Origin of the sequence: Xanthomonas sp. WHRI 10204 (assembly GCF_040202875.1) — a bacterium.
In the GTDB taxonomy this organism is placed as follows: domain Bacteria; phylum Pseudomonadota; class Gammaproteobacteria; order Xanthomonadales; family Xanthomonadaceae; genus Xanthomonas.
Window position 1 is genome coordinate 480,564 of sequence record NZ_JBEGDW010000001.1, and the last position, 18,617, is coordinate 499,180.

Annotated in this window: 10 protein-coding genes and 1 riboswitch; of the genes, 6 read left to right on the top strand and 4 right to left on the bottom strand. The window is 63.8% G+C overall.

What is annotated here, in order from left to right; all coding sequences use genetic code 11:
* Window positions 1-28: 28 nt before the first annotated feature.
* Window positions 29-1,030: a ketol-acid reductoisomerase gene (gene ilvC, locus ABQZ00_RS02155; protein ID WP_115528851.1), complete on the bottom strand. Its 1,002-nt coding sequence runs from the start codon at window positions 1,028-1,030 to the stop codon at window positions 29-31.
* A 644-nt stretch (window positions 1,031-1,674) separates the two neighbouring features.
* Between ilvC and ggt the strand changes: the two genes are divergently transcribed.
* A complete protein-coding gene (ggt, locus tag ABQZ00_RS02160; protein WP_323537716.1) occupies window positions 1,675-3,384 on the top strand; it encodes a gamma-glutamyltransferase in 1,710 nt (569 codons plus the stop codon).
* A gap of 79 nt (window positions 3,385-3,463) precedes the next feature.
* Window positions 3,464-5,302: a methyl-accepting chemotaxis protein gene (locus ABQZ00_RS02165; RefSeq protein ID WP_323537715.1), complete on the top strand. Its 1,839-nt coding sequence runs from the start codon at window positions 3,464-3,466 to the stop codon at window positions 5,300-5,302.
* 12 nt (window positions 5,303-5,314) lie between these two features.
* Here ABQZ00_RS02165 and ABQZ00_RS02170 read toward each other — a convergent pair whose 3' ends face one another.
* Complete coding sequence (locus ABQZ00_RS02170; protein WP_323537714.1) at window positions 5,315-7,249, bottom strand: S9 family peptidase; 1,935 nt, start codon at window positions 7,247-7,249, stop codon at window positions 5,315-5,317.
* A gap of 309 nt (window positions 7,250-7,558) precedes the next feature.
* Window positions 7,559-7,656: riboswitch (TPP riboswitch) on the top strand.
* A 115-nt stretch (window positions 7,657-7,771) separates the two neighbouring features.
* On the opposite strand from ABQZ00_RS02170, the gene thiC reads away from it, so the two are divergent.
* The 4 genes from thiC (at window position 7,772) to ABQZ00_RS02190 (ending at window position 16,348) form a co-directional block, all read left to right on the top strand.
* Entirely contained in the window at window positions 7,772-9,649 is a 1,878-nt protein-coding gene (thiC, locus tag ABQZ00_RS02175; RefSeq protein ID WP_323537713.1) for a phosphomethylpyrimidine synthase ThiC, read from the top strand.
* A 418-nt stretch (window positions 9,650-10,067) separates the two neighbouring features.
* Window positions 10,068-12,407, top strand: coding sequence for a winged helix-turn-helix domain-containing protein (locus tag ABQZ00_RS02180; RefSeq protein ID WP_323537712.1), 2,340 nt, complete (start codon window positions 10,068-10,070; stop codon window positions 12,405-12,407).
* 110 nt (window positions 12,408-12,517) lie between these two features.
* Complete coding sequence (locus tag ABQZ00_RS02185) at window positions 12,518-13,411, top strand: helix-turn-helix domain-containing protein (RefSeq protein ID WP_115528848.1); 894 nt, start codon at window positions 12,518-12,520, stop codon at window positions 13,409-13,411.
* 48 nt (window positions 13,412-13,459) lie between these two features.
* Window positions 13,460-16,348: a TonB-dependent receptor plug domain-containing protein gene (locus ABQZ00_RS02190; RefSeq protein ID WP_323537711.1), complete on the top strand. Its 2,889-nt coding sequence runs from the start codon at window positions 13,460-13,462 to the stop codon at window positions 16,346-16,348.
* Between the two features lie 295 nt (window positions 16,349-16,643).
* Here the strand turns inward: ABQZ00_RS02190 and ABQZ00_RS02195 are convergent, their stop codons facing one another.
* Window positions 16,644-17,759 carry an HDOD domain-containing protein gene (locus tag ABQZ00_RS02195; RefSeq protein ID WP_055848462.1) on the bottom strand — a complete coding sequence of 372 codons (1,116 nt, stop codon included), beginning with the start codon at window positions 17,757-17,759 and terminating at the stop codon, window positions 16,644-16,646.
* Window positions 17,760-17,906: 147 nt separating this feature from the next.
* Window positions 17,907-18,443: an inorganic diphosphatase gene (ppa, locus tag ABQZ00_RS02200; RefSeq protein WP_005990841.1), complete on the bottom strand. Its 537-nt coding sequence runs from the start codon at window positions 18,441-18,443 to the stop codon at window positions 17,907-17,909.
* Window positions 18,444-18,617 lie beyond the last annotated feature (174 nt).

Sequence of the window (18,617 nt, forward strand, 5' to 3'; positions counted from 1 at the left end):
GTGTTAAGCGGTGGGGGATGCGGCGGCGTTATGCCGCTTGTTGATTCGCCGGTGCGGCAGCGGCTTGCTGTTCGCCGTTGAGCCAGACCATCTTTGCGCGCAGTTTCTTGCCCACTTCCTCGATCGGGTGTTCCAGGTCGGCCTGCTTGAACTTGGTGTAGTTCGGCAGACCGGCTTCGTATTCGGCCACCCAGTTCTTGGTGAAGGTGCCGTTCTGGATGTCGGTCAGCACATCCTTCATGCGCGCCTTGGTGCTGGCGTCGATCACGCGCGGGCCGCTGACATAGTCGCCGTATTGTGCGGTTTCGGACACAAATTCCAGCATGCGGGTGATGCCGCCTTCGTAGAACAGGTCCACGATCAACTTCAGTTCGTGCAGTACTTCGTAATACGCGATTTCCGGCTGGTAGCCAGCTTCCACCAGCACTTCGAAACCGGCCTGTACCAGCGACGAGGCGCCACCACACAGCACGGCCTGCTCGCCGAACAGATCGGTCTCGGTCTCTTCCTTGAAGGTGGTCTTGATGATGTTGGCACGTGCGCCGCCCAGGCCGCCGGCATAGGTCAGCGCAAACTGCTCGGCCTTGCCGCTGGTGTCCTGGTACACCGCATAGATGCACGGCACGCCGCGGCCGATTTCATACTCGCGACGCACCAGCGCGCCCGGGCCCTTGGGCGCAACCAGCACCACGTCCAGATCGGCGCGCGGCTTGATCATGTCGAAATGCACGTTCAAACCATGCGCGAACAACAGGCAGGCGCCTTGTTTCATGTTCGGCGCGATGACCTCTTCGTAGAGCTTCTTTTGCACCATGTCCGGGGTCAGGATCGCGACCAGGTCGGCGGTCTTCACCGCGTCGGACGGCGCCACCACGGTGAAGCCATCGGCCTGCGCCTTGGATTCGGTCGGGCCACCGGGACGCAGGCCGACGGTGACGTCGAAACCGGAATCGCGCAGGTTCAGCGCATGCGCGCGGCCCTGGCTGCCGTAGCCGATGATCGCGATTTTCGGTTGGGTGTCGTTGCTCATGAAGTAATCCTTGCGGGGTTGGCAGTGAGAAAGAGATCAGCTGGCAGCGCAGACGCTGGTCGGCCGAGCAAAGCGGGGATGAGCGAAAACGCTGCGCATGCAGACGCTTGCAGCAGCGCAATGGCTGGCGCTGATGGAAGACGGTGCGGCGATGTCAGTGATGTCGTTCATGTCATTCGAAACTTTTGGGGGTCCCTGAAACGCGAAACCCCGCGCCGTTGCCGGTGCGGGGTCTGATCGAAGCCTTGTGTGTCTGTTGCCTACACGAAGTCTCGTCCCGCATCGGTTGGCGAGGTAATAAGTACGAGCACGAGAAGCGACGCTGCCAACGCGCCGAAGGGCGCGGACATCAAAGCGTTCGAGGTGGTGGGGCGGTGCGGCATGGACTGAGATAACCATCGCCGCCGGTGAGGTGTCAACCCTTGCGGGTGAAACATCTGTATTGGCAGCATGCGCTCATCGCGAAGCCACATGGCAGCAGCATGGTTTCTGCTGAAACCGGATCGGTGGCATGTCAATAACGCCAACCTGCATCACCAACTGCGCGGTTTTATCGCCTCAGTGCGACCGGGATCGAACGCTGCAACGGAGGCCGCTGTTATGGTTGGTGTTTCATTCGTTGTGTCATGGGGGAGCTCTTGATCATGCGTCGCGTACCCGTCTTATTGGTGTCTGCTCTGGCGCTGCTCGCGCCGCCTATTGGCGCCGCCGACCGTGTCACCGGACAAGCCTTCGCCACCCGCTCCGAAGTGATCGCCCCGCATGCGATGGCGGCGACCTCGCAACCGCTGGCCACCCAGATCGCGTTGGATGTGATGAAAAACGGCGGTTCGGCGGTGGACGCGGCGATCGCCGCCAATGCGGCATTGGGCTTGATGGAGCCGACCGGCAATGGGGTGGATGGGGATCTGTTCGCCATCGTGTGGGATCCCAAGACCAGCAAGCTTTACGGCTACAACGGCTCGGGCCGTTCGCCCAAGTCGCTGACCCTGGCCGAGTTTCAGCGGCGCGGGCTGAAAGACATTCCGCCGACCGGGCCGCTACCGGTGTCGGTGCCGGGCGCGGTGGATGGCTGGTTCGCGCTGCATGAGCGCTTCGGGCGCAAGCCGATGGCGCAGAACCTGGCACCGGCGATCCGCTACGCGCGCGAAGGCCACCCGGTGGCCGAAACCATTGCCTATTACTGGGACCGCTCGGTACCGCGGCTGTCGCAATACCCCGGCTTCAAGGAGCAATTCACCATCGACGGGCACGCCCCGCGCAAGGGCGAGCTGTGGAAGAACCCGAACCTGGCCAACACCTTGCAGCAGATCGCCGACGGCGGCCGCGACGCGTTCTACAAGGGCCCGATCGCACGCACCATCGGCACCTACTTCAAGGCCAATGGCGGCTATCTGAGCTACGAGGACATGGCCAGCCATCAGGGCGAATGGGTGGAGCCGGTGAGCACCAACTACCGCGGCGTTGATGTGTGGGAACTGCCACCCAATAGTCAGGGCATCGCGGCGTTGCAGATGCTCAACATCCTGGAAGGCTACGATTTTTCCAAGATCCCGTTCGGCTCGGCCGAGCACGTGCATCTATTCACCGAGGCCAAGAAGCTGGCCTTTGCCGACCGTGCGCGCTTCTACGCCGACCCTGCCTTCCAGCCCGCGCCATTGGCCAAGCTGGTGTCCAAGGAGTACGCCGCCCAGCGCCGGTCGCTCATTTCCATGGACAAGGCCTTGAAGGAAGTGCAACCCGGCACGCCCAAACAACTGGAAGAGGGCGACACCATCTACATGACCGTGGCCGATGCCGACGGCATGATGGTGTCGTTGATCCAGTCCAACTATCGCGGCATGGGCAGCGGCATGGCGCCACCGGGGCTGGGCTTCATCCTGCAGGACCGCGGCGAAATGTTCGTGTTGAAGAAGGATCACCCCAACGGCTATGCGCCGGGCAAGCGGCCGTTCCAGACCATCATCCCGGCGTTCGTCACCAAGGACGGCAAGCCATGGCTGAGCTTTGGCGTGATGGGCGGAGCGATGCAGCCGCAGGGGCACGTGCAGATCGTGATGAACCTGGTGGACTTTCATATGAATCTGCAGGAAGCCGGCGATGCGCCACGCATCCAGCACGAGGGCTCCACCGAGCCGACCGGGCAGGCCACCGCGATGAGCGATGGCGGCGAGCTCAATTTGGAAACCGGATTCTCCTACGACACCATTCGTGCGTTGATGCGCAAAGGCCACCGGGTGATCTTTGCCGACGGCCCGTATGGCGGCTATCAGGCGATCGCGCGCGACCCGATCAACGGCGTGTATTACGGCGCCTCGGAAAGCCGCAAGGATGGGCAGGCCGCCGGCTACTGAGCAAGCCGCCACGGATGAGTACGCCGCTCAATTCTGCCCGCCGCGCGCCGCTAATGACACTGATGGTTTAGGAATCCCCATGAGCTCGATGCAATCGCCTGACCTGCCGTCGCACACGCGTGCGGCCCTGCTCCCCGACGCGCCGGTCGCCTTGCTGCGGCTGTCGGCGGAGGCGTGTGTGGTGGCCTGCAACCGCGCCGGCCTGGACGTGCTTGGCAAGACCGCCACTGAATTGGACGGTCTGCCGGCATCCGTGCTGTGGGGATTGAGCGCCACCGATCTGGTTGGCGATGAAGGCGTGTGGGCTGCGCCGGGCGACGACCCGGCCCGGCGCGTGCGTTACGTCCGCGACCGCGAGCACGGTGGCTGGATGCTGTCGTTGCCGCATGTCGAGACCGCCATTTTGTTGCGCGAAGCCACGCGGCTGGCCGACGGTAGCCGCCCGGTGCCGATCTCCCCGCTGTTGCAGCCCTTGGTGGCACGCCTGCAGGCCGAACACGAAGACCGCACCGTGCTGGAGCGCACCGCGCAGGCCTTGGCTGGCTGCGAACTGGAACTGCTGCTCCCGCCCGGTCTGGCGGACACCGACATGGGGCGCCGGCTGCAGGCCGGCTTCGGCAATCTGGCCGAAGCGATCCGCCAGGCAGTGGCGCTGTCGGTGCAAATCGCCGCCGAAGTCCCGCCGTTGGTGGCCGAAAACGACGAGATGGTGCGCCAGTCGCAGGCGCAAACCGAGGCGCTGGACGGTGCACGCACTGCAGTGGAGCGGCTGTCGTCGAGCCTGCAGGACGTCAATACCGAACTGGCCCAGGTCATCGCGCTGGCCGCCAGCGCCGATGAAAGCGCGCGGCAAGGCGTGGCCGCGGCACATGCGCTGGGCCAGGCCATGCACGAAGTGGAACGCCGCGCGGCACGTGCCGGCGAGGTCATCGAAGTCATCGACTCGGTGGCGTTTCAGACCAATATTCTGTCGATCAACGCCAGTATCGAAGCGGCGCATGCCGGCGCTGCCGGGCGCGGCTTTGCGGTGGTCGCCACCGAGATTCGCCGTCTGGCCGAACGTGCCGCTGCGGCGGCGCGTGATGTGCGCGCGATCCTGGCCGAAACCAGCGCTGCAGTGGGCGAGGGCGCGGCCTCCGCGCGCGGCACCGAGGCGGTGCTCGATGGCATCACCCGCGTGCTCGGGCAGGCCAGTAGCGCGATGACCACGGTGGCCGGGCGCATCCAGGCGCAGGACGGCGAAATTCGCGGCATCGAGCGTGCCGTGGATGGGGTGGTGGCGCTGGGCCGCAGCAATCTGCAGCACGCCGCGCACGTGGCCGAACGCAGCGAAGCGCTGGAACGCGGCACCGAAACCCTGCGCGACTGCGTGGGCCTGTTCCGTTTGCCGGCCGATCCGCTGCAGGTGCCCAGGCACGCGCGCGTCAAGGAACTCGCCGTCGCCACGGCGGGCAAGATCGGTACTGCATTGGCGCAGGCCATCGCGCGTGGGCAGATCGACGAAGCGGCATTGTTCGCGCGCACCTACACCCCGATTGCCGGTGTGGAGCCGCCCAAGTTCAGCACCGACTTCGACGCAGTGTGCGATCACGTGCTGCCTCCGTTGCAGGAGCCCTTGCTGGATGCGCATCCGTGGATCGTGTTTGCGATCTGCGCCAATCCCGACGGCTACGTGCCTACCCACAATCTGCGTTTCACCCAGCCACTGACCGGCGACCCCAAGCGCGATCTGGTCGGCAACCGTACCAAGCGCAAGTTCTCCGATCGCGTTGGCCGCAGCGTCGGTGCACACACCGACCCATACCGCCTGCAGGTCTACCGCCGCGATACCGGCCAGATCATGTTCGATCTGTCTGCGCCGATCTTCGTCGGCCGCAAGCATTGGGGCGGCCTGCGGGTGGGCTATACGCTGGAGTGACGTGAGCCGGCGTTACTGCGGCGTGGTCGGCGTGGTGCCGCCCGCCGCTGCGGTTGTCGGATTCCCCAACTGTTTGGCCAGGAAGCCTTCTAGCGTGCGGTAAAAGGCGATCTGGTTGGCGTCCTTGTAAAACCCGTGGCCTTCCTTGGGCACCGCCATCCATTCGGGCGCGTTGCCGCTACGCGTGAGCGCAGCACGCAGGCTCTTGGCCTGGGCAAAGGGTGCACGCTCGTCCTCTTCGCCGTGGACCAACAGCACGGGCGCCTTGATGCGCTCGGCCAGCGAGACCGGCGAGTGCGCGGCAAGCTCGGCTGCGTCGCGGCCGATCACGCGCTGCAGGTAATTGGTGCCGGACGCGCTCTGATTGATATCGCCTTTGGTGTACATCATCTGCAGGTCGTAGATGCCGGCAACCCCCACCGCGCAGCGGAACAGGTCCGGCGCCTTCACCTGCACCATCATCGCCGCGTACGCGCCAAAACTGGCGCCGTAGCTGCAGATGCGCGATCGATCGGCCAGGCCCTGGTCAATCGCCCAACGCACGCCATCCACCAGATCGTCCTGGATCTTTTCTCCCCACTGGCGGTAGCCCGCGCGTTCGAAGGCATTGCCGCGGCCGGTGCCGCCGCGATAGTTGACCTGCAGCACCAGGTAGCCGCGGCTGGCGAGAAATTGCGCATCGGTATCGAACGCCCAACCGTCGCCGTCGGCATGCGGGCCGCCATGTGGCAGCAGGATCATCGGCAGGGGCGTGCCCTGGCCGGCCGTCGCCGGAACGGTCAGTACGCCGTCCAGCATCAGCCCGTCGCGAGCCTGGAAGCGCACCATGCGCCGCTCGCTCATCAGTGCCGCGGGCAGGGCGCTACGGGCTTTGATGACCAGCTTGAGCGTATTGGTCGAGCGGTTGAAGATGTACCAGGCGCCAGCATCGCGGTCGCTATAGGCCTTCAACAGCAAGGCGCTGCCATCTTCGGTGAAGTTGACGAAATCCACGTACTGACCGGCCAAGGTCTCGCTGAGGCTGCGATGCAACTGCGCCGCTGCGCTGTCGGGCGCGACATAGCGCAGCGCGGGCCGGCCCGGTCCCAGTCGGGCCGCGAACGGTGCATAGGGTGCCGGGCTCCATTGCAGATCATCCACGTCGTAGAACGGGTCGGACGCCAGCATGCTGCGCTGCTGGCCGTCCGGATCGCTGGACACCAATGCCGCCGGGCCGCCGGAGACGCTGTACCAGCCATAGACACGACCGGGCTGTTCGGCAAACGCAATCGGGCGCCAGTTGGCCTGGACCTGCGTCAGTGGCGTCCAGCCGTTGCCGTTGCGGCGGAACAGCAGTGAATTGTCGTCGTCATCGGTGCCGTAGGCGTACTGCGCCACATCATCGTTGTCGAGCACGAACCTCAGGCGCGGCACGTCGATGTCGGCCATCAGCCGGTGGGTGGTGGTGCTCGCGTCCACGTCGTACAACATCGAATGGCGCGAATCCAGCGACAGCCGCCGCATGTAGAAGTGCCCGTTACGCCGGCTCGGCAGCCCTTCGATGTAGCCGAAGCCGCGCTCCAGCCCCGCATTGCGCGTGCTTTGCTGGTAGCCGTAGACGTAGCGCTGATTGCTGCCATCCAGGTCGGTGGCGATGATCTCGCCCATCGGCACAGGTTCTTCCAGCGAGCCAAGCTTGCGGCCCTTGCCGATCACCAGCCGCCTCTCGCTGACCCAGGCAATGCGCACCGGCAACTCGTAGCGCGGCAGGCGCAGCATGGTGGTGGATTGCATGTCGGCGATGCGATACACCACCAGCGCGTAGCTGCCATCCCCAAGATCGGCGCTGACCGCCAGGTGCTTGCCGTCCGGCGACATCGCGGGCGAGGAGATCGGGCCGGATTCGACGAATGCCTCCGCCGGTAGCGGCTCTGCCGCTACGCCAGGTCCCACCGTCCCGATCAGCATTGCCGCGATCCACGCACACCGTTGCATCCATTGCATTCGCGTCGTCCATCCCTGTGTTTCACACGACGATAACGAAACGTAGCGGGCGGCTGCAAGTGGCCGATAAAAAATGCCGCCGGAGTACGGCGGCAAGGGAGAGAGAGCAGTTTTCTGGTTGTTGTGCGGCCACGCTAGCCAGCCGATGTGCCGTGAACATGTCTGGGCATGTCAGCTGCACTTCTGCGTTCATCGGGCAGCTTCCGCGCTGCGCGTCAGTGCGACATCCACGCAACCGCGCATGCTGCCGGTATCGGCGATGTGGTTTAATCGCCGCCGAAGTGGGGGTACCGCAGTGCGCTGCGGTTGAGATAGTCCCTTCGAACCTGATCCGGCTCATACCGGCGTAGGGAAGCTTCGTTAGATGCGAGGGTCCGTGACTGCACGGGCACCTGAGTGTTGAGCGCCGCCGCTTCGTCCGCACTGCGACTTCTTCGCAGAGCCAGCGCCCTTGGTGCTGGTTTTCCAGCACACAGGACGAACGCCATGAATGCCGCGCCCACCGTTTTGCAACAACAAGCCCAATCGTTATCCGAGGCTGTGACCCAGCCGATCCCCGGCTCTCGCAAGATCTTCGTTTCCGGCTCGCGTGCCGACCTGCAGGTGCCGATGCGCGAGATCGCATTGACGCGCACGCCGACGCTGTTCGGTGGCGAAGACAATGCGCCGCTCAGCGTCTACGACACCTCCGGGCCGTACACCGATCCGCAGGCGGCGATCGATCTTGCTGCCGGCCTCGCGCCGTTGCGTGCCGACTGGATTGCCGAACGTGGCGATACGGTGGCGCTGGACACCTTGAGTTCGCATTTCGGGCGCGGCCGCGAACACGATGCGCGGCTGGATGCGGTGCGCTTCCCCGCACGCCGCTTGCCGCGGGTGGCGCTTGCTGGCGCCAATGTCACCCAGATGCATTACGCACGTCGCGGCATCGTCACTCCGGAGATGGAGTTCGTGGCGATCCGCGAGAACCAGCGCCTGGAGGCGGTGACCGATGCGATGCTGCGCAAGCAACATCCCGGTGAATCGTTTGGTGCGTCGATCCAGCAACGCATCACGCCGGAATTCGTGCGCGACGAAATCGCCCGCGGGCGGGCGATCCTGCCCAACAACATCAACCACCCGGAAAGCGAACCGATGATCATCGGTCGCAATTTCCTGACCAAGATCAACGCCAACATCGGCAACAGCGCGGTGTCGTCGGGCATTGCAGAAGAAGTGGAAAAACTGGTGTGGTCGATCCGCTGGGGCGGCGACACGGTGATGGATCTGTCCACCGGCAAGCACATCCATGAAACGCGCGAGTGGATCATCCGTAACTCGCCGGTGCCGATCGGCACGGTGCCGATCTATCAGGCGCTGGAAAAAGTCGATGGTCGTGCGGAAGAACTGACCTGGGAGATCTTTCGCGACACCTTGATCGAGCAGGCCGAGCAGGGCGTGGACTACTTCACCATCCACGCCGGTGTGCTGTTGCGCTATGTGCCGCTCACTGCGAAGCGGGTGACGGGCATCGTGTCGCGTGGTGGATCGATCATGGCCAAGTGGTGTCTGGCGCACCACAAGGAGAACTTTCTCTACACGCACTTCGAAGATATCTGCCAGATCATGAAGGCCTACGACGTGGCGTTTTCGCTGGGCGATGGGTTACGTCCTGGTTGCATCGCCGATGCCAACGACGCCGCGCAGTTCGGTGAGCTGGAGACGCTGGGCGAGTTGACCAAACTCGCCTGGAAGCACGACGTGCAGACCATGATCGAAGGGCCTGGGCATGTGCCGATGCAGTTGATCAAGGAAAACATGGACAAGCAGCTGCGCGAATGCGGCGAGGCGCCGTTCTACACCTTGGGGCCGTTGACCACGGACATCGCGCCCGGCTACGACCACATCACCAGCGCGATCGGCGCGGCGATGATCGGCTGGTTCGGTACCGCGATGCTCTGCTATGTCACGCCCAAGGAGCATCTGGGCCTGCCCAACCGGCAGGACGTGCGCGACGGCATCATGGCCTACAAGATTGCCGCGCATGCGGCCGATCTGGCCAAGGGACATCCAGGCGCACAGGTGCGCGACAACGCCCTGAGCAAGGCGCGCTTCGAGTTCCGTTGGGACGACCAGTTCCATCTCGGGCTGGATCCGGAAAAGGCCAAGGAGTTTCACGACGAAACCTTGCCCAAGGACGCGCACAAGCTGGCGCATTTTTGTTCGATGTGCGGGCCGCACTTCTGTTCGATGAAAATCACCCAGGACGTGCGCGACTACGCGGCCGAACATGGCATGGGCGAAGAGCACGCCTTGTCGGCTGGCATGGAAGAGAAGGCCTCGCAGTTTCTGGCGCAGGGCGCGCAGGTCTATCGCGCCTCCTAGTCCGCAGACCTGCATTGGGTTGCCCGTAGCGCACGGCCCGCTTATCAAAAATTCAGCTTTGGTTGACCAGATCGCATCGCTGCGCGCAAGTGCCGCGATGCGATCGCGCTGCAAGCGGTTACAATAGATAAGGCTTTGCGGCGTTTTAGCTGAATCGCAGATAAAAAAATCGCGCCAGAAGGCGCGAAGGGAACATCGTAATTATTTGAATTCGTCGGCGAGAGAGAGAGAGCCTGACGTCGCCGCCTGTCATAGGAAGCAACGAGGCATAGAGTAAAATTTGCACCAATTGGATGCATGACACAGTTGGTCGTGGTCCTTTGCTGAATTTGGCGTTTCGCACTTAGTGCGATGCGTCTTTGTAGTCCTTGCATGCCGATGCGTGTCTTTGCCGATGAGTGTTCCTCCTGCTACTGCAATGTCATCTGGCCGGCTGCGCGTCGGGCCGTGTGTGGTCGACGTTGCCTCGCGCGAAGTGCACGCACCGGGCGCGCGGCGGGCGTTGCGGTTGCCTCCCAAATCGTTGGCGGTGCTGCTGACCCTGGCACGACAGCCAGGGCAGGTGGTCACGCGCGAGCAGCTGCTCGCCGAGGTGTGGCCGGATACCCTGCCGACCAACGATGTCGTGACCCAGGCGGTGACGCAGCTGCGCAAAGCGTTTGCCAGCAGCGGTAGTCAGCGTTCCGAGTACATCGAGACGATTGCCAAGACCGGGTACCGCCTGATGGCGCCGGTGGCGTGGGAGGCGTACGCGGATGTGCCGGCGATGCAGGCGCAGACTGCATCCACGCCGGCGTCGCTTGGCGTGCAGCAGTCCGTGCAGAACGCGCCGTTCGCTACAGAAGCGGTGAGCACTGCGGCTGAGGCCAGTCATCGCACGCAGGAACAAGCTGCAGCGCCGTTGCCTGCTGCAGCAATGACGCCGCGCCGACGCCGCTGGATGACGCTGGCTGTGGCCAGCCTGGCGCTGGTGGTGGTGCTAGGCCTTGCGGCCCGCACGCTGTGGCTGCGTGCGCCGGCAACCGATGGTGCAACGTCGGCAGCTGTTCCGGGCAGCCCCAAGCGGCCGTACCAGGTCATCACCGCAGGCGGCGGATTCGACCTCACGCCCAGCCTCTCGCCCGACGGCAGCAGGGTGGCCTACGCCTCGCTGACCAGCGATCGGCAGGGGACCTCGATCCTGGTCAAGACGACCGACAACGCGTATCCGCGCGTGCTGGAAGCGCCTGCGCCTGGCGTCTCGGACCGACTGCCTGCTTGGTCGCCGGATGGGCGCGAAATTGCGTTTTCCCGGCAATCGCCGGATGGAAGTTGCAGGGTCATGATCGCTGCTGCGGCAGGTGAGTCTGCAGCCCGCGAGGTGGTGCGCTGCGATGGCGCGGACATGCTCAGTTTCAGCTGGTCGCCCGACGGCCGCGCATTGTTGTTCGGCAGCATGACCGGCCCGCAAGGTTCGCCCCGAATCCGGCGTCTGGATCTTGAGACCGGGCAATGGCAGGGATTGACGTACAGCGCGCAACCGACCGACTTCGACTACGCACCGCGCTATTCCCCGGACGGGCAATGGATTGTGTTTCTGCGCAATCCGCAGCTGGGCGATTTGTGGCGGATACCCGCGCAAGGCGGCAGCGCGGAGCGATTGACGCACGACAATGCCGATATCCGTGGTTGGAGCTGGTTGCCGGACGGCAGTGGGCTGATCTTCGGGCGTCGCGTAGATAGCGAAGCGCGTTTGTATCGGCTCGATCTGGTCGCTCGTAGCCTGCACGATCTGGGCGTGGACGATGCGCAGGCGCCGGACGTGGCACACGGGCATCTGGTCTTCGTGCAGCGCAAGCCGCAGTTCGGGGTGTATCAGGTCATCCACGACCCCATGAATGGTGGCTACATCCGGCGTCGCCTGTTTCCCTCCAATGGGCGCGACGATCAACCAATGATTGCGCCCGACGGGCGTCAGCTCATCTTCGCGTCCAATCGCTCCGGTGCGTATGGGTTGTGGTGGGGCGATGTCACCAATCCTGGCTCGGTGCGGTTGATCGAAGGGATCCGCCCGGATGCGCGACAGGCTGCCGATTGGTCGGCTGATTCGCAGCAAGTGCTGGTCAGCGGCAGCGACGCGGATGGACACGCTGCGCTCTTTGAAGTGACTCCGAGCACCGGCAAGACGGTACGCCTGCCGGTCCCGCAAGCGCGGCCATTGCAGGCGATCCATCTTCCCGATCCCAACCGGTTGCTGGTCGTGGCTGCGGCCGACGATGGTCATACCTTTGCCACGCTATACGACCGCAGCAGCAGCCCCTGGCGCGCGCTGGCCACGCTGCAGGATGTCTCGCAGGTACGCCTGGATCGCATCAGCGGGCAGGTGCTGTTGACGCATCTGAGCGGGGCAGGGCTATGGCAGGTTGCGCCAACCCTGGCTGCCGATACCGTGCAGCCGGTGGACGCGCAGCAACCATCGCGTTGGCGCTATCGCAGCTGGGCGCCGGGAACCCAGGGTCAGGTGCATTACCTGTCGTCCAATGACAGTTGCGCCACGCACGACAGTGCTCTCGGCGGCGGACGCGCGCAGTGCCTGGACGCGGCGAAGTTCACCACCATCAATGGTTTCAGCCTGGATCAGCGCAGCGGTGCGATGTATGTGGCGCTGGCCGAAGAAGACGGCAGTGCGATCGCCTACATGGCATTGCCGGAGCAGCCATCGGTGTCCGTCGGCTTCATCTCCAACCTGTTGATGATGTTGAGAAAAATAGCCTCGTAACTCCTTCGGAAAGGCTTCGTGGCAATTTCGGCAGAGCTTCGTCGAAACGTCCTGACTCACGCCAGATTCGGCAAAACACTACGCCCTCTTTTGTACAAGGGGCTGCCAACATGCAACAGGTCATCACTGCCGATCGCGGGCTCGCACTCTGCCTGGACGGTGCCAGCGACTCGACATCGACCACCTGTCTGGCCGTCTCGCGTCTTGGCAGCATCCGCACTGCCGCTTCGACATTCACCTTGTGGGTGCAGTTGCGGGGTCGCGCCTGGGTGGAGTCCAAGGAAGGCCGTTTCCGGCTGCGCGCCGGCGACTGGATCGCCTTCGACAAGGATTCGCATCCCACCGTGCAGGCAGATCGCAGCGCGCTGTGCGTTGGCGTCAGCCTGGATGGCACCAGCTTGCAGTCGTTGGCCGAGTTGACCGACGCCACGCTGTACCCGGGCCGTAGTCAGTTGTCGCGCAGCGACCTGCGCATTGCGTTGCGGCTGTGGCGTAACGCGGCACTGCAGAGCGGCAGCGCATCCGCGCGCCCGTTGTTGCTGCATCTGGCGGCGATGCAGCGCGACTTCGTCGAGCAGGAGCAGCGGTGCCCGGGTCGCTCGCGTAGCCGCCGCCGTCAGGTGTTCGGCCGCATGCAGCGCGCCCGGCTCTATCTGGAAGGCAACAGCGACCGCGTCGTGCGCATCAGCGAATTGGCGCAGCTGACCAACTTCTCCAGTTGGTACGTCTCCAAGACATTCCAGAGCCTGTACGAAGAAAGCCCGCAGGCGCTATCGGCACGTTTGCGGTTGGAGCGAGCCTCGGATTTGCTGCGCGATACCTCGATGATGATTGGTGAGGTTGCGGCCGCCAGCGGGTTCGACAATTGCTGCAGCTTCGCACGCGCATTTCGTGCGCGTTTTGGCGTCTCTGCATCGCGTTATCGCGAGCAGACGACCAATCCGCCAGATTCGGCAAAGCCACGGAACGTGACGCGCAAAGCGACGGCGTTCACGCAAACGTAATTTGCACGGGGGCGCTTAACGCGCCACTAACGAACCCTGGAGAGATTGATGAACCTTCGCACCTCCGCAGTGCGGCTGGGCCTGTTGCCCGCCGGTATTGCGATCGCGTTGACGCCGGCTTTTGCCGCCAACGCACAAGAGCAGTCCGCCCCGTCGACCACGACGCTGGACCGCATCGAAATCACCGGCTCGCGCATCCGCTCGGTCGACGTCGAAACCGCACAGCCGGTCTTCACCGTCTCCCAGCAGGACATTCAGAAGTCCGGCCTGGTGAGCGTTGGTGACATCCTCCAGAACCTGTCGATTGCCGGTACGCAGACTTACAGCAAGGCTGCTGTGCTGACCTCCGATCCGGAACAGGGCGGCCAGTACGTCAACCTCTACAACCTGGGTGAGAACCGTACCCTGGTGTTGGTGAACGGCAAGCGTTGGACCAGCAGCCTGAACGGCCTGACCGACATGTCCACCATCCCGAGCTCGCTGATCGAGCGCATCGAAGTCCTGAAGGACGGCGCCTCGGCGATCTACGGCTCCGACGCTGTGGCAGGTGTGGTCAACATCATCCTGCGTCAGAACTACGACGGTGCGGAAGCCTCGGCGTACTTCGGCCAGAACGGTCGTGGCGACGGTTCCAAGGAGCAGTACTCCTTCACCGCCGGCACCACCACCGACCGCGCCTCGCTGGTGTTCGGCGTCAACTACACCAACGAAGACCCGGTGTGGGCCAAGGACCGCACGCTGACCCGTTACTCGGCCGGCCCGAACCACATCGAAGATGGTCTGAGTGCAACCGGCCCGTGGGGTCGCTTCACCTCCAACGACCAGACCTACATCCTCAATCACACCGGTTCGTTCGACGGCCGTGGCGTGGGTGCGGATTCGCGCAACATCGCCAACTACCACAACGACATCACCACCGACGATTACTTCAATTCCGTCGACCAGATGATGTTGCAGCAGTCCAGCCGCAACAAGTCAATCTTCACGACCGGCAGCTACAACCTGACCGACAGCGTGACCTTCAAGTCGACCGCGATGTACTCCGAGCGCGACTCGAACCGTCAGATCGCCGGCTACCCGCTGCAGGCTTCTTCGCAGCCGCAGTTCCCGGTGGCGATCAGTGGCAGCAGCTACTACAACCCGGTTGGCCAGGACATCAACAGCTGGTTCCGCCGTACGGTTGAATTGCCGCGCACCACCGAAAGCAACGTCAAGACCCTGCATTTCGATGCAGCGCTGGAAGGCGTGTTCGACGTCGGCAGCCACGGCTGGAACTGGGACGTTGGCTTCAACTACAACAAGTACGATGTAACGCAGGTTTCGCGCGGCAACATCAACTTGCTGGCGCTGCAGAAGGCACTGGGCCCGTCGTTCCTCAATGCACAGGGTCAGGTGCAGTGCGGTACCGCAGCGGCTCCGATCGCGCTAGGTACCAGCAATGCGCTGGGCCAGTGCACCCCGTTCAACATCCTGGGTGGCCCGTCGGCCTCCACGCCGAACGCGCTGCAGTACATCAATGCACTGGGTCAGGCCACGCAGCAGAGCCTGAGCAAGCAGTGGACCGCCAACGTCACCGGTGGTCTGTTCGATCTGCCGGCCGGTGAGCTGGGCTTCGCCGCAGGCGTCGAGCACCGCGAAATCAGCGGTTACGACTATCCGGATCAGCTGTCCAGCGCCGGTTACACCACCGACCTGGCGGCACAGGCCACCGAAGGTCGCTACCAGACCAACGAAGCCTACCTGGAGCTGTTGATTCCGGTGCTGAAGGATCTGCCGGGCGCCAAGGAACTGTCGTTCGACGTGGCCGCGCGTTACAGCAACTACAGCCGCTTTGGCGACACCACCAACAGCAAGTTCAGCTTCACCTGGAAGCCGATCGACGACCTGCTGGTGCGCGGTACCTACGGCACCGGTTTCCGTGCGCCGACCCTGTCGGACACCTTCGGTGGCGGCTCGCAGACGTTCGATACCTTCACCGATCCGTGCGACGCCACCTTTGGCTCGCTGGGCAACGCGGGCGTGGCAGCACGTTGCGCTGGCGAAGGCTTGCCGGCTGGCTTCCGTCAGACCGATACCGCAGGCAACGCGGTCACGCGTCGCGACGTGCAGGGCAACGCACCGTTCAACTCTGGTGTGGGCAATGCCGAACTCGAACCCGAGTACAGCATCACCCGCACCGTGGGCATGGTGTACAGCCCGCATTGGGTGCAGGGCCTGGACTTCTCGCTGGACTGGTACCGCATTTCGATCTCCAACATCATCACCGCGTTGACGGCCAATGATGTGTTGAACAACTGCTACCTCAACAATCTGGCCAGCTACTGCGCCGACTACGGTCGCGACGCGGTCACCGGCCAGGTCACCACGCTGAGCCGCGGCAACGTCAACCTGGGCCGTCTGGAAACCGAAGGCTACAACTTCGGTGTGCGTTACCGCATGCCGGAAACCGCGTACGGCAAGTTCGCTGTCAACCTGGACACCAACTACCTGGCGACCTACAAGTCGCAGGCAGAAGCCGGTGCCGAGTGGGCAAACTCCGCCGGCTACTGGAACTTCCCGCGCGTGCGTGCCACCTTGGGTCTGGACTGGTCGCTGGGCGCGTTGTCTGCCAACTGGAACCTGCGTTACTACGGCGGCTTCCGCGATTACTGCTGGGATGCAGCGGCAGGCATCGAGTGCAACAACCCGAACTACCAGACCCCGAATCCGGGCTGGGGCGGCGGTACCGGTTCCAACAAGAAGGGCTCGATCTCCTATCAGGACGTCTCTGTCACTTGGCAGGCTCCGTGGGATGGCAGCGTAACCGTTGGTGCCCGCAACATCTGGAACAAGCAGCCGCCGGTGACCTACTCGATCACCAACAGCAGCACTGCAGCGATCGATCCGATGCTGGATTACGACCGCTTCCTGTTCGTGCAGTACAACCAGCGCTTCTGATCATCGAAGCGTCGTAACGAAAAGCGGGCCGAAAGGCCCGCTTTTTTTATGTCCGTCATTCCTGGTGCCGGGATGCTACGAACGCAGCGCTCATGCGTGGTGTCGTGCGCCAGCGCTGCGAGAAACCTGCATGGCCATCTGGAAGGGCGTATCCCGTTGTCCAGGGCAACCATGCGAAAGCTGCACGCTGCAAAGGGCTGCTGCACCCCTCCGTGCTATCTGCAGCGCCAAAGAAAAAGGCGCGAATCTCTCGCGCCTTTTTCGTTTCACTATTCGCACCAAGTGGTGCGGTCATTCACGCCTCGGCAAGCCCCAGCAACGTCTCGGCCTGCTCGCGCCAGGTCGGCAGTCGGGAAATGACGCCGACCTTGGACAGATACTCTTCGTCCACCGTCTCGCCGCTGGCCAGTGCCGTGGCAACGTGCACCGCACCGGTCACCCAGAAACTGCGCAGGCTGGAGCGCTGCGGATGGCGATGGAACGCCACCGCTTCGATGATCGGCATCGGCAGGCCCCACAGGCCGAGCAGATACGCGCCGGCTTCGGTATGGCCCAGGCGCTCGTCGCCGCCTTCCAGTGGCGGTTCGCGCTCGTCGCGCACGCCCGGCAACAGCAGGCCGATGTCGGCCAGCAAGGCGGCGGTGGAGCCGAGTTCGGCGCTGGTGGGTGGCAACACTTTCGCCGCCAGTCGCGAAGAGAGCAGGGCGCGGCGCTGCATCGCGCTGCGCTCGGCCGGGGTCAGCGTCTGCACCGAGAACACTTCGCTTGCCAGCACCAGGTCGCGCAGCGTCGCCACACCCAGGCGGGTGACCGCCGTGCGCAGGTCGGTGATGCTGCGTCCGCCGGAAAAGAACGCCGAATTGCACAGCTGCAGCACCTTGGCCGCAATCGCCGGGTCGCCGGCGATGAGCTTGGCGATGTCGGCCGCATCGGCGCCATCGTCTTCTTCCAGCGCGTGCATCAGGCTCAGATACAGATGCGGCGGCGAGGGCAGTTTTTCGATACGGCCGATCGCCGCGCGCAAGCGCGGATTGCTGAGCAGGTCGCGCAGTTCTTCCAGGCTGGTGACGGCTTCGAGCAGGACTTCCGGCGCCAGCGGCATCGGCAGGAAACGATGTGCCACGCCGATGATGCGGGCCGGCGGCGTCCGCTGGCCGTCCTGGGCATCGATCAGCGCGATGCGGATGGTGTCCGGGCGCAGCGTACGGATCTGCCCCAGCAACGTGGCAGCAGTCAGGTCCGGCAACACCGGGGCAACGATGACGGCATCGAATGGCGACAACGCGGCAGCTTCGATCGCCGAATTTCCATCGGCCACCTGCTGCGCCTGCCACTGGTCGCCAAGATCGGCGACGTAGTCGACCAGGTCGGACGGAAGACTGGCTTCGTCCCCAACAAACAGAATACGCAAGACACTTCCCCAGAAGTCACCGGCGGTAGACGCCGGCCAAACGCAACTCGGCAATGTACCCAATCTACCGGCGGCGGTCACCGGGATCACGGCAAAAGCGTGATCCCGGTCGCTCCGCAAGTGCGGAGCAGTGTTACGGCCAACGGCTCAGGGCGCGTCGGAATTATAGCGTTCCACCGATTCGACCAGGATGCGCTTGGCCTCGGCCGCGCCGCCCCAACCGTCGAGCTTGACCCACTTGCCCTTCTCCAGGTCCTTGTAGTGCTCGAAGAAGTGACCGATGCGCTCCATCCAGTGGCTGGACACCTGGTTGATATCTTCGATATGCGCGTAGCCGGAGAAGATCTTCTCGATCGGCACCGCCAGGATCTTTTCGTCGCTGCCGGCCTCGTCGCTCATGCGCAGCACGCCGACTGGACGGCAGCGCACCACCGACCCCGGGACCAGCGGCAGCGGCAGGACCACCAGCACGTCGGCCGGATCGCCGTCGCCGCACAGGGTGTTGGGCACGTAGCCGTAGTTGCAGGGGTAACGCATCGGGGTCGACAGGATGCGGTCGACAAAGATCGCGCCGCTGGCCTTGTCCACTTCGTACTTGACCGGCTCCGAATCCTTGGGGATTTCGATGACGACGTTGATTTCTTCCGGCAGATTCTTGCCAGAGGTGACCAGTTCAAGGCCCATGCGGGTAGCTCCGAAGCGTCAGCAGTGTGTGGAGCGCGATTCTACGCGTTCGGCTGTTGCGCTGCAGCGACACTGAATGGGCAATCTTCTGAGGGTCCTGTGCGGCATAGCCTGCATTCATCACGGGCGGCCGGCTGATCGTAGGGCCTGGGGAGACGGCGCACGCTGCAGGCT

What these genes read in the sequence shown, in the direction of transcription:
- ilvC (WP_115528851.1), bottom strand. Translation starts at nt 1,030, where the DNA reads ATGAGCAACGACACCCAACCGAAAATCGCGATCATCGGCTACGGCAGC.
- ABQZ00_RS02170 (WP_323537714.1), bottom strand. Translation starts at nt 7,249, where the DNA reads ATGCTGATCGGGACGGTGGGACCTGGCGTAGCGGCAGAGCCGCTACCG.
- ppa (WP_005990841.1), bottom strand. Translation starts at nt 18,443, where the DNA reads ATGGGCCTTGAACTGGTCACCTCTGGCAAGAATCTGCCGGAAGAAATC.
- ABQZ00_RS02190 (WP_323537711.1), top strand. Translation starts at nt 13,460, where the DNA reads ATGAACCTTCGCACCTCCGCAGTGCGGCTGGGCCTGTTGCCCGCCGGT.
- ABQZ00_RS02185 (WP_115528848.1), top strand. Translation starts at nt 12,518, where the DNA reads ATGCAACAGGTCATCACTGCCGATCGCGGGCTCGCACTCTGCCTGGAC.
- ggt (WP_323537716.1), top strand. Translation starts at nt 1,675, where the DNA reads ATGCGTCGCGTACCCGTCTTATTGGTGTCTGCTCTGGCGCTGCTCGCG.
- ABQZ00_RS02180 (WP_323537712.1), top strand. Translation starts at nt 10,068, where the DNA reads ATGTCATCTGGCCGGCTGCGCGTCGGGCCGTGTGTGGTCGACGTTGCC.
- thiC (WP_323537713.1), top strand. Translation starts at nt 7,772, where the DNA reads ATGAATGCCGCGCCCACCGTTTTGCAACAACAAGCCCAATCGTTATCC.
- ABQZ00_RS02165 (WP_323537715.1), top strand. Translation starts at nt 3,464, where the DNA reads ATGAGCTCGATGCAATCGCCTGACCTGCCGTCGCACACGCGTGCGGCC.